This is a genomic window from Sphingomonas suaedae (genome assembly GCF_007833215.1).
Taxonomy (GTDB): Bacteria; Pseudomonadota; Alphaproteobacteria; order Sphingomonadales; family Sphingomonadaceae; genus Sphingomonas; species Sphingomonas suaedae.
The window spans coordinates 3295738-3307275 of record NZ_CP042239.1; the positions used below are offsets into that span (position 1 = coordinate 3295738).

The following is an 11538-nucleotide window of genomic DNA, read 5'->3' on the forward strand; positions in this document are numbered from 1 at the left end:
AGCTATGCAGCCTGTGCGTCGTGCGCAACCCCGTGGTCGCCGCGTAGAACGATGTAGATCGCTGGAATGACGAGTACGGTCAGCAAGGTCGATGAGGCCAGGCCGAACAGCAACGAGATCGCCAGCCCCTGGAAGATCGGATCGGTCAGGATCACCGCCGCGCCGATCATCGCTGCCAGCGCGGTCAGCAGGATTGGCTTGAAGCGGATTGAACCCGCCTCCAGCAGTACCTCGCGCAACGGTTTGCCGCTATTCTGCGCATGGCGGATGAAGTCGACGAGCAGAATCGAGTTACGCACGATGATACCTGCCAGCGCGATGAAGCCGATCATCGACGTCGCGGTGAATGGCGCGCCGAAGATCATGTGGCCGATGACGATGCCGATCAAGGTGAGGGGAATCGGCGTCAGGATGACCAGCGGCAGGCGGAAGCTGCGGAACTGCGCTACCACAAGGAAATAGATACCCAGCAGCGCCGCGCCGAACGCCGCTCCCATGTCGCGGAACGTGACCCAGGTGATCTCCCACTCCCCGTCCCAGAGCAAGGTGGGCCTGCTCTCGTCTTCGGGCTGGCCGTGCAGGCTCACCAGCGGCTTGACCAATCCCTTGCCCGACCAGTCATTGGCGTCGATCGCTTTCTGCACTGCGATCATGCCGTAGATTGGCGCCTCGTAATCGCCAGCCAGCTCTGCGGTGACCATGTCGGCGGCGCGTCCGTTGCGGCGGAAGATCACGGGACTCCCGCCCTCGCGCTCGACCCGCGCGATCTCGCCCAGCTCGACCAGTCGCCCCGCCCCCGCGCCGCGCGCAATGGCGACCGGTGTGGTCGCCAGCGTCTCGCTCCAGCGCCGCCCGGATTGTGGCAGCTCGATCGTGATCGGGAGCGGTGTGCGGCCACCTCCGCGCGGCGCATAGCCGAGGGTGCGCGAGCCGAGCAGCATTGCCACCGAGTCGTGGAGCTCGCGTTCGGACAGGCCATAATAATCGAGCCGGTCGCGCTCCGGCACGATCCGGAGTCGCGGGCGAGGCTGGCCGTAGCTGGTATCGACATCGACGATATAGGGCACTGCCTTGAACAGCCGCTCGACCTCCGCCGCGGTTGCCCGCCGCGTCGCGGCATCGGGGCCATATATCTCGGCGAGCAGGGTCGCGAGCACGGGCGGGCCCGGCGGCGTCTCGACCACCTTGATCGATCCGCCGGCGGGCAATTTGATCGCCTTGAACCGTTCGCGAAGCTCAAGCGCGACGACGTGGCTCGAGCGACTCCGCTCGCCCTTGGGGAGCAGCGTGATCATCACATCGCTCTGCTCGGGCCGGTCGCGCAGGAAATAATGGCGTACCAGGCCGTTGAAGTTGAACGGCGCCGAGGTGCCGACATAGAGTTCCATCGCCGAGGCTTCGGGCAGTCCGCGCGCGATGCCCGCCACCTGTTCGGCGATCCGCCCCGAGTCCTCCAGGCTCGTGCCCTCAGGCAGGTCGAGCACTACCTGCACTTCGGATTTGTTGTCGAACGGAAGCAGCTTCACCGTGACGGCTTCGAAATAGAACATCGAGCAGGCCAGCAGGGTCGCCACGCCAACGCCGCTCAGGAACAACCAGGCATTGCGCCGCGACGCGATCACGGGGGCCGCGAGCCGCCGATAGAGCGCGCCCAGCCTGCCTCCCCCCGCGTCGTCATGGCCGTGCGCGAGTGCCTTGCGCGCGAAGCGGACCATCAGCCAGGGAGCGATCACGACAGCGACGAAAAAGGAGAAGATCATCGCCGCCGAGGCGTTGACCGGAATCGGCGCCATATACGGCCCCATCAGCCCCGAGACGAAAAGCATCGGCAGCAGCGCCGCGACCACCGTGAGCGTTGCGATCACGGTCGGGTTGCCGACCTCTGCGACTGCGTCGACCGCAGCATCGACCCTCGATCGCGCGTCGTCCATCGCCCAGTGGCGTGCGATATTCTCGATCATCACGATCGCATCGTCGACGAGGATGCCGATCGAGAAGATCAGTGCGAACAGGCTGACCCGATTGATCGTGTAGCCCATCAGGTTGGACGCGAAGAGGGTGAGCAGGATCGTCGTCGGAATCACGATTGCGGTCACGCCGGCCTCACGCCAGCCGATCGCGAAGCCGATCAGCACGACGATCGAGACGGTGGCGAGCGCCAGATGGAAGAGAAGCTCGTTCGCCTTTTCGTTCGCGGTCTCGCCATAATTGCGGGTCACCGCGAGATCGAGGCTGTCGGGAAGAAGCGTTTCCCGCAGACTCTCCGCGCGGTGCAGCACGGATTCGGACACCGTCACGGCATTGGCGCCGGCGCGCTTGGCGATCGCGATGCTGATCGCCGGCGCCGCGTTCCACCCGTCCGCCCCCCGCACCCAGCGCAATACCTTTGCCTGGTCCTCGCCCGGCTGCTGGGTCACGTCGGCGACATCGCGAACATAGACCGGCGCGCCGCTCGCTGACGTGACGGTCAGCATTCCGATCGCATCGGCGCTCGCCAGCCTCGTGCCGACCGCGACCGACACGGCCTGTCCGCCGTCGCGCGCGCTGCCTGCCGGAGAGGCGCGGTTGGCTTGGCTGACCGTCTCGGCGAGCGCGCCGAGCGGGACGCCGTGGAGCGCGAGCCGCGCAGGATCCGGCGCAATGCGGATCTCCTCCGGCGCGCCGCCCGTGATGAAGGTCAGCCCGACATCGTCGACCTTGGCGATCTCGCTGCGCAGCCGCTCGGCGGTCTCCCGCAGCGTCGCCGGTGTCCACCGGGATGTCGCGTGCGGCTTTGGCGACAGGGTCAGCACGACGATGGGAACGTCGTTGATCCCCCGCACCGTCACCAGCGGTTCGGGAATTCCGACCGGGATGCGGTCCCAATTCGCGCGGAGCTTTTCATGGATGCGCACCGCGGCATCGTCCTGGTCCGACCCGACGAGGAAACGCGCGGTGACCAGCACGCCATCGTCCTCGGCCTGGGTGTAGACATGCTCGACGCCGTCTACCGAACGGACGATCGTCTCGAGAGGCTTGCCCGCCAGTTCGACGGCATCGGCGGCGCTGAGACCCGGGGCGGCGACGCGGATGTCGACCATCGGCACACTGATCTGCGGTTCCTCCTCTCGCGGGATCGAAAGCGTGGCGAGCAAGCCAAGCGCGATCGCCGCGAGCAGGAACAAGGGCGTGAGCGGCGAGCGAATCGTCGCGCGCGTCAGCGCACCCGAAAGGCCGAGGCTCATCGACCGGACTTTCCTGCGGCCACGACATCTCCAGGCGCGACGCCGGAGAGAATTTCGACCGAGTCCGAACCGGGGATCGGCGCGGTTTGCACCGGCACCAAACTCGTGCGGCCGTCCTTTCCGAGCAGCAGCACATAGTCGGTCCCGAATCGCGTCGTGACGAAACGCTGCGGAACCGCGATTCCGGAACGACTCCCCAGGGCAACCCGCACGCCGACCCGCCGACCGACCAGATCGGTGGTGAGCCCGGCAAGCGCGACATCGGCGCGCACGCGGCCGCCGGAAACCGCAGGATAGAGCTGGACCACGGTGCCGGTCTTGCCGCCAAGCTCTGACGCATCCTCGACCGTCACGCGCGTCCCGAGCTTCAGCGCGCGCGCGAGCGACTGGGGTATGTCGAGGCGCAGCAGAGGCGGTCCCGAGGTGATCGTCGCGATCGACATGCCCGGCGCGACGACCGATCCCCTGGGAATGTCCGCCCGAAGCACGCGCCCCGTCGCCGGGGCAAGAATCGTGCCCTGCCCGGCCAGGGCGGCGCTTGCGGATTGCTGGTCGCGCGCGGCGCGCACCTGCGCCTCGGCCGATCGTGCGGTAGCACGGGCCTGATCCAGCCGTGCCTTGGCATAGACGCCGCGGTTATAGAGATATTCGATCCGCGTCAGCTCGGCGCGCGCGGCTTCGGCCTGGGCTGAAGCTGCAGCCGCCTGAGCGCCCAGTGCGCGCGTCTCATAGCCGATGCGCGTGTCGATGATCCGCCCGATCCGCTGGCCCTGGCGCACGAGATCGCCTTCGCGCACGGTCAATTCGACCAGCGTGCCGGGAATTCGCGCCAGCGCTTCCGCCTGATCGCGGGTAGCGATCTCCGCCGCGAGCGGCTTGGTCGCGGCGATCGGGGTGCTGCGGATGGTGAGGCGCTCGCCGATCGCGGCGGCTGGCGCGGGAGCATCCTGCGGTTCGCCGCCGTCGCAGCTTGCAAGCAGGAGGGGCGCGGCGAGCAGCACAAGTGATCGAACCATGGGCGCTTTCTCCTGTCTGCCAGCGCGGCGCAGGGGCCCTGGACCGAGCGGCGCAACGCAGCAGACAGGCCCCGGGATATCGCCGGCGAGAGCGAGGACGAATCGGGACAATCCCTTATGGGAGTGCGGGGCCCTTTCCACGAACATGCCTCATCCATTGAACCTGTCACGCGAGAATATATGTGATTGCGCATATAACGCAAATACGAATATAAAGCGTATGCAGCGAGCGAGGAGAAGATCGTGGCCAAGCCGAAAATCGTCGTTCTGGGCGCCGGACTGGGCGGTACGCTGACGGCATTCGCCTTGCGCGAGAAGCTCGGCCACCGCGCCGAGATTTTCGCGCTCTCGGACAGCGATACCTACACGTTCGTCCCGTCCAATCCGTGGGTGGCGGTCCGCTGGCGCGAGGTCGAGGACGTTCAGGTCCATCTGCCGCCGGTGTTCGCACGGCTCGGCATCGCCTTTTCAGCCTCAGGCGCGAAGCGCGTGATCCCGAAGGAAAACCGGGTCGAACTGGGCGACGGCACCAGCCTCGACTATGACTATCTGGTCATCGCCACCGGTCCAGACCTCGCCTTTGACGAGATCGAGGGCCTTGGCCCGGAGGCAGGCTTTACCCAGTCCGTTTGCACCGCGAACCATGCCGAGGCCGCGGCCGACGCATTCGATCGCCTCATTGCCAAGCCCGGCCCGGTCGTGATCGGTGCCGCCCAGGGCGCGTCCTGCTATGGCCCTGCCTATGAATTCGCGATGATCGTCGATACCGAACTCCGCCGTCGGCGCATCCGGGACCGCGTTCCGATGACCTTCGTCACGGCAGAACCCTATATCGGCCATCTCGGTCTCGACGGGGTGGGCGATACCAAGTCGCTCCTCGAAAGTCGGATGCGTGACCGCGACATCAAGTGGGTTACCAGCGCCCGGATCGCGCGTGTCGAGGACGGCACGATGCATGTCGAGCAGATCGCCGACGACGGCTCGGTCGCGAAGACGCTGACGCTGCCGTTCACCTTCTCCATGATGTTGCCCGCGTTTCGCGGCGTCGAAGCGGTGCGTGGCGTCGAGGGGCTTGCGAACCCGCGCGGCTTCATCCTTGCCGACAGGCACCAGCGCAATCCGACCTTTCCGAACGTCTATTCGCTCGGCGTGTGCGTCGCGATTCCGCCGACTGGGCCGACTCCGGTGCCCGTGGGGGTCCCCAAGACCGGTTTCATGATCGAGAGCATGATGGCGGCAATCGTCGAGAACATCGCCGAGCAACTCGACTCGAAGGAACCGAGCCACGAGGCGAGCTGGAACGCGATCTGTCTGGCCGATTTCGGCGACGGCGGGGTCGCCTTCGTCGCACAGCCGCAGATTCCGCCGCGCAACGTCAACTGGGCCGCGCAAGGCAAATGGGTCCACCGGGCCAAGGTGCTGTTCGAGAAGTTCTTCCTCTACAAGGTCCGTCACGGCCAGGCCGAGCCATTCTACGAAAAGGCGGCGCTCCGGCTCCTCGGCGTCGGCAAGCTCAAGATCCGCCCCAGCCGGACCGAACATACCGAAAGCGCAGGAGTCCAGCCATGAACATCGATCGCGCCGTCCTCGTCTTTGCCGGTTGCGTCGTGCTGCTCGGCATTGTGCTGTCGCTGACCGTCCATCCCTGGTGGATCGCGCTCAGTGCCTTTGCCGGGCTCAACATGATCCAGGCTGCATTCACCGGTTTCTGCCCCGCCGCCATGCTGTTCAAGGCGCTGGGCGCGAGGCCGGGCAACGCCTTCCGCTGATCGAAGCGATGCTTGCAGCCCTCATCATGATTGCGGTCGCGGTCGCGCCACAGAGCGACGAGGCACCGCTCACTCTCGATCAGGCGATCACCGAGGCGCAGGCGAACGCGCCGATGGTCGCGGAGGCCGAAGCGGAGGGGGACGCCGCGGTTGCGCGCACACTCCAGGCGCGGGCGGCCGGTCTTCCGACCGCTACCGCGAGCGGATCGCTCGCGACCGGTCGCCTGGATCCGGGCGGGTTCTTTGGGCTGGGCGCCGCAGATGTGACGCCACGCGCCGCGCAGGTGAGTGTCGAGCAACCGCTCTTCACCGGCGGCCGGGTCGGCGCGGTCGTCGATCAGGCACGCGCCGGCGAGCGGGCCGCCGCATCGGGCCTCAACGCAGTGCGTGCCGGTCTGGCTGCCGATGTCGCCGATGCCTATGGCGGGCTAGTGGTCGCGGAGGAGCAGGAGCATCTCTACGCGCAGCTCGTCACCGTGACCCAAGGTCTTCTGAACCACGCTCAGGATCGCTTCGACGTCGGCGATGCGCCGCGTACCGACGTTTCGCAGGCCAAAGCGCGGCTGGCCGAGGCGCGCGCGGGGCTGGCGCAGGCAAATGGCCAGGCGCTGGTCGCGCGCGCGCGGCTCGCGCGGCTGATCGGGCGGGTGCCGGGCACCCTCGCCCCGCTGCCGCCACCGCCGGATACGCCCGCGACGCTCGAAGATGCGCTGCTGACCGCCCATGCGAACAATCCCGCGATCGCCCGGGCCCAGGCGGCGCTCGATGGCGCACGTGCCGCCGAGCGCGGCGCTCGCGCCAACGGGATGCCGACCCTTGGTGCGTTCGCCGATGCGTCGAGCGTACGCGATCAGTTCTTCCCCGGCTATCGCGGCGATTCGGTCGCGGTGGGGGTCCGGCTGCGCTGGCAGTTCTTCGATGGCGGTCGCACGCGCGGCCGGGCTTCCGAAGCAGAGGCCGGGGTTCGCGCGGCGAGAGCACGCCTCGATCAGGCGCGCGCGGGAATCAACGAGGCCGTGACCGCCGCCTTTGCGACGCTCTCGACCGCCGCGCTCGTCGAGGTCGCAACCGCCGATCGGGCGTCGGCTGCGGTCGAGGCGGCTGCCAATATCTCCGACGAGGTCCGCGTCGGACAAAAGCCGCAGATCGACCTGCTCGACGCCGAGCGCGAGGCCCTGGCAGCGCGCACCGCAGCGCTGCAGGCGCGCGCGCTTCGTGTTGCTGCCGCCTATCGCCTTCGCGCCCTGATGGGCAACGCTGGCACCAGGGAAGTTCAACCGTGACGCTCAAGGATCAGGGCTATGCACCTATCCAGGCGGATATGGTCATTTCCCCCGCGCGCACCGGTCGAGCGATTCGTCGCCATTGAAACGAGAGGATATCATGCCAATCAAGACGCTTGCTCCCGGTATCGGCGTGTCCGGCCAGGTCGATGCAGCCAGCATCGCGGCGGCGAAGGCCGCGGGCTTTCGCACGATCATCAACAATCGCCCCGACCGCGAGGAACCGGGCCAGCTTTCGAGCGCCGAGCTCGAGGCGCAGGCGCGTGCGGCGGGGTTCGACTATCGCCACATCCCGGTGGCGCCCGGGCAATATGACGATGCCGACATCGACCGGTTCTGCGACGCGATGGGCGGCTGCCAAGGCCCGGCGCTTGCCTTCTGCAAATCGGGGATGCGCGCGACGTCGCTCTGGGCGCTTTCGCAGGCGGGCAAGCTTCCGGTCGATGCGATCCTGCGCCAGGCCTCGGCGTGCGGCTATGATCTGGTGCCGCTGATCCCGCAGATCGAGGCGCGGGCGAAACGCGCGCGCGACTGAGCGGCTCGAACCGTTTCGATATCTGCTCGGCGCCGTCTCGAGCGGGCGCATCGGGTTCACGTCTGCCCTGGCGGCGGCAGGAAGGCTATCGACGCCTCCATTCTGGCTATTCGACCAGGATCGTCTCGACTTCGTCGGCGGAGAGGAGCGGGATGCTCGCGGCGTATCCGGCAAGGCCGATGGTGACGAGCAGGGTCACCGCGATACCGACCATTCGACCCGGACCCCAGCCGTCCATTCCGATCGGGTGCAGGATGCGCGCCAGGACGAACGCCCCGGCGACCGCCCACAACCAGCTTTCGGTGCCGATCGCCAGTTCGATCAGGCCGATCAGGATCAGCACGATCGGCGCATATTCGGCGAAGTTGAGCTGCGCGCGCATCCGCGCGATCAGCCGGGCGTTGCCGCCATCGCCGATCGAGATTTTCTCCGCGCGGCGCACATTGCCGATTCGGACGGCGAGCCACACATTGATGAGTGCGCAGGCGGCGGTTGCGGCCAGGGTCACCGGCAGAATGATCGCGTCCATTGAAATGAGTCCCCCTTGTGGAAGGGCATCGCTGCCACGCCGCGCGCCGCCTTGCAACTCGACGGAAATTCGCTATAGGCCCTCGCTCGCTTCGCGACTGGCCCAGGGCGGTCCGGCGAGTGCCGGACACCCCGGCGCTTGCCCGTTTGCCGCCGTGGTCGTATCGCGATCCAGGTTTTTAGACGACAGTTTCAAGAAGGTTTGCCGAAATGGCCGTCCCCAAGAGAAAAGTTTCGCCGAGCCGCCGCGGGATGCGCCGGTCGCACGACGCGCTGAAGGTTCAGGCGTTTCAGGAATGCCCCAATTGCGGCGAACTCAAGCGCCCGCATGTGCTGTGCGGTGCGTGCGGCCATTATAACGGCCGCGAAATCGTCTCGGTCGAGGGCTGAGCCCTAACAACCAGGGCCCAGACAATCGAGGACCGGCAGCCATGACCTCCAGCGCGCGAATCGCCGTCGATGCGATGGGCGGCGACGAGGGGCTGGCGGTGATGCTCGCTGGAGTCGCACGCGCGCGACGCCGGTATGATGGTATGCGATTCGTGCTGGTCGGCGATGAGGATGCGATTCGCGAAGGGCTGAAGAGCCATCCGAACCTCACCGCCGCGTCGGAAATCGTCCACGCGCCTGAAGTCGTCACCGCCGACGACAAGCCCAGCCAGGCGATTCGCCGCGCCAAGACGACGTCTATGGGTATCGCCATCGATCTGGTGAAGCGCGGCGAGGCTGCTGCTGCGGTGTCCTCGGGCAATACCGGCGCGCTGATGGCGATGGCGAAGCTGTCGCTGCGCACGATGCCGGGTATCGACCGCCCGGCGCTCGCGGCGCGGATGCCGACGCTGGGCGCCAACGACGTGGTGATGCTCGATCTCGGCGCGAATACCGAGGTCGACAGCCGCAACCTGATCCAGTTCGCGGTGATGGGCGCCGCCTATGCGCGCACCGTGCTGGATCTGAAGGCGCCGCGCGTCGCGCTGCTCAACATCGGCACCGAAGAGCTCAAGGGCACCGACATCATCCGCGAGGCCGCGCAGAAATTGCGCGCCGCGACGCACCTGCCGCTCGAATTCACCGGCTTCGTCGAAGGCAATGCGCTGTCGCGGGGCAATGTCGATGTGGTCGTGTGCGACGGATTTGCTGGCAATATCGCGCTCAAGACGGTCGAAGGGACCGCGCGGTTCGTCGCCGACCTGCTGCGACGCGCCTTTTCGAGCTCGATCCGCTCGAAGATCGGTTTCCTGATTTCGCGCCCGGCGACCGAATTGCTGCGCCATCACCTCGACCCCAACAACCATAATGGCGCGGTATTTCTCGGCCTCAACGGCATCGTCGTGAAGAGCCATGGCAGCGCCAACGAGATCGGGGTCGAAACCGCTATCGGCGTCGCGGCAAAGATGGTCCGCGACGATCTCACCCGCCGCATCGCCGAGGATCTCGGCAATTTCGAGGCCCAGGCAGCATGAGCGACATAGCGAGCGCGGCAACCACGCGGCGCGCGGTCATTACCGGAACCGGATCGGCGCTGCCCGTCCGGCGCGTCTCCAACGCGGAACTGGCCGAGCAGGTCGATACCTCGGACGAATGGATCGTCGAGCGGACCGGCATCCGCTTTCGCCATATCGCCGGACCCGACGAGACGACGTCGACGCTGGCGACCGATGCAGCCCGGGCGGCGCTCGCCGCAGCCGGGACCGATGCGAGGGACATCGACCTGATCGTGCTCGCGACGGCGACTCCCGACCAGACCTTTCCGGCCAGTGCCACCCGCGTCCAGGCGGCGCTGGGCATCGACGATTGCGTGGCGTTCGACGTCGCCGCCGTCTGCTCGGGCTTCCTCTACGCGGTGCAGGTCGCTGAGAGCATGATCCGCGCCGGTTCGGCCAATCGCGCGCTGGTGATCGGCGCCGAGACGTTCAGCCGCATCCTCGACTGGGAGGATCGTGCGACCTGCGTCCTCTTCGGCGACGGCGCAGGGGCGATCGTGATGGAAGCGCGGGAGACCGCGACCCAGGACGGGCGCGGCGTGCTCGCAACCAAGCTCCATGCCGATGGCCGACACAACCAGCTTCTCTATGTCGATGGCGGCCCCTCAACCACCGGCACGGTCGGCAAGCTGCGGATGAAGGGCAAGGAAGTGTTCCGCCATGCGGTGGTCAATCTTGCCGCAGTCATGAACGAGGGGCTGGCGGCGGCGGGTCTCGGCCCGGAGGATGTCGATTGGGTCGTCCCGCATCAGGCGAACGCCCGAATTCTGGATGCTACCGCCCGCAAATTGGGGCTTGCGCCCGAGAAGGTGGTGGTGACGGTCGATCAGCACGCTAACACTTCGGCTGCATCGGTGCCGCTGGCGCTCGACACTGCGGTGCGTGACGGGCGGATCAAGCCGGGCGACCTGCTGGTACTGGAGGCGATGGGCGGCGGATTCACCTGGGGCGCCGCGATCGTGCGCTTCTGACCTGTATTTCTACGTATCGTAACGAAAGCGCAACGATGCTTGCGTCAAACCCTCAATGTGTTACGGTAACAGGCCGGGGTAGGAGGGTTTTTCCGCGATGGCGACCGCCGCGACATTGACACGGGCCGATCTTGCCGATGCGCTGCATCGGGACGTTGGCCTATCGCGCGCCGACGCTTCGCGTCTCGTCGAGCAGATTCTGGGCCATATGTGCGAGGCGCTTGCCCGGGGCGAAAATGTGAAGATTTCCGGCTTTGGCAGCTTCATCCTGCGCGACAAGGGCGAACGGATCGGCCGCAACCCCAAGACCGGCGTCGAGGTGCCGATTGCGCCGCGCCGCGTGCTCACCTTCCGCGCCAGCCAGATGTTGCGCGACCGGATCGTCGGCGGGGGATGACATGGTCACCGGTCCCGAGAAGGGCCCCGAAGCCTTCCGGACGATCGGCGAACTTGCGCAGGAAATCGGGCGGCCCCAGCATATATTGAGATATTGGGAGACGCGCTTTCCGCAGTTACGCCCGCTGCAACGGGCGGGCGGGCGCCGCTATTATCGTCCCGACGATGTGGCGCTGGTGCGACGCATCGATGCGCTGCTCGGCAAGGAAGGCTATACGATCCGGGGCGTCCAGCGGCTGCTCGACTCCGAGCGCGGGGCGCGACGCACCCGTTCCGATGCCTTGAAGGCAGTGCGTGATCGCCTCCGCGCGGCGCTGGACGGGGACGGCTGA

Annotated in this window: 12 protein-coding genes; 9 read left to right on the forward strand and 3 right to left on the reverse strand. The window is 66.9% G+C overall.

The window, feature by feature from the left end:
- Window positions 1-2: 2 nt before the first annotated feature.
- Entirely contained in the window at window positions 3-3224 is a 3222-nt protein-coding gene (locus tag FPZ54_RS15665; protein WP_145848720.1) for an efflux RND transporter permease subunit, read from the reverse strand.
- On the reverse strand, window positions 3221-4240 hold the full coding sequence (locus tag FPZ54_RS15670) for an efflux RND transporter periplasmic adaptor subunit (RefSeq protein ID WP_145848721.1): 1020 nt from the start codon (window positions 4238-4240) through the stop codon (window positions 3221-3223). Before FPZ54_RS15670 ends, FPZ54_RS15665 begins: the two co-directional genes overlap by 4 nt.
- A 243-nt stretch (window positions 4241-4483) precedes the next feature.
- Here FPZ54_RS15670 and FPZ54_RS15675 point away from each other — a divergent pair, with 243 nt between their 5' ends.
- The 4 genes from FPZ54_RS15675 to FPZ54_RS15690 all read left to right on the forward strand — a co-directional run bounded on the left by FPZ54_RS15675 (window position 4484) and on the right by FPZ54_RS15690 (window position 7827).
- Window positions 4484-5809, forward strand: a complete 1326-nt coding sequence (locus FPZ54_RS15675; protein ID WP_145848723.1) for an NAD(P)/FAD-dependent oxidoreductase — start codon at window positions 4484-4486, stop codon at window positions 5807-5809.
- Window positions 5806-6009, forward strand: a complete 204-nt coding sequence (locus tag FPZ54_RS15680; RefSeq protein ID WP_145848724.1) for a YgaP family membrane protein — start codon at window positions 5806-5808, stop codon at window positions 6007-6009. The genes FPZ54_RS15675 and FPZ54_RS15680 overlap by 4 nt, the downstream gene beginning before the upstream one ends.
- 8 nt (window positions 6010-6017) lie before the next feature.
- On the forward strand, window positions 6018-7292 hold the full coding sequence (locus tag FPZ54_RS15685) for a TolC family protein (RefSeq protein ID WP_145848725.1): 1275 nt from the start codon (window positions 6018-6020) through the stop codon (window positions 7290-7292).
- Between the two features lie 100 nt (window positions 7293-7392).
- Window positions 7393-7827, forward strand: coding sequence for a protein tyrosine phosphatase family protein (locus FPZ54_RS15690; RefSeq protein ID WP_145848726.1), 435 nt, complete (start codon window positions 7393-7395; stop codon window positions 7825-7827).
- A 106-nt stretch (window positions 7828-7933) separates the two neighbouring features.
- Here FPZ54_RS15690 and FPZ54_RS15695 read toward each other — a convergent pair whose 3' ends face one another.
- Window positions 7934-8356, reverse strand: a complete 423-nt coding sequence (locus tag FPZ54_RS15695) for an MAPEG family protein (protein ID WP_145848727.1) — start codon at window positions 8354-8356, stop codon at window positions 7934-7936.
- 209 nt (window positions 8357-8565) lie between these two features.
- Here FPZ54_RS15695 and rpmF point away from each other — a divergent pair, with 209 nt between their 5' ends.
- The 5 genes from rpmF to FPZ54_RS15720 all read left to right on the forward strand — a co-directional run bounded on the left by rpmF (window position 8566) and on the right by FPZ54_RS15720 (window position 11538).
- Window positions 8566-8745, forward strand: a complete 180-nt coding sequence (rpmF, locus tag FPZ54_RS15700) for a 50S ribosomal protein L32 (RefSeq protein ID WP_145848728.1) — start codon at window positions 8566-8568, stop codon at window positions 8743-8745.
- Window positions 8746-8786: 41 nt separating this feature from the next.
- Entirely contained in the window at window positions 8787-9818 is a 1032-nt protein-coding gene (plsX, locus tag FPZ54_RS15705) for a phosphate acyltransferase PlsX (RefSeq protein WP_145848729.1), read from the forward strand.
- Window positions 9815-10810 (forward strand): beta-ketoacyl-ACP synthase III, encoded by a 996-nt coding sequence (locus FPZ54_RS15710; protein ID WP_145848730.1) that lies wholly within the window; start codon window positions 9815-9817, stop codon window positions 10808-10810. The genes plsX and FPZ54_RS15710 overlap by 4 nt, the downstream gene beginning before the upstream one ends.
- Before the next feature lie 97 nt (window positions 10811-10907).
- Window positions 10908-11207, forward strand: a complete 300-nt coding sequence (locus FPZ54_RS15715; RefSeq protein WP_145848732.1) for an integration host factor subunit alpha — start codon at window positions 10908-10910, stop codon at window positions 11205-11207.
- 1 nt (window position 11208) lies between these two features.
- Window positions 11209-11538, forward strand: a complete 330-nt coding sequence (locus FPZ54_RS15720; RefSeq protein ID WP_145848733.1) for a MerR family transcriptional regulator — start codon at window positions 11209-11211, stop codon at window positions 11536-11538.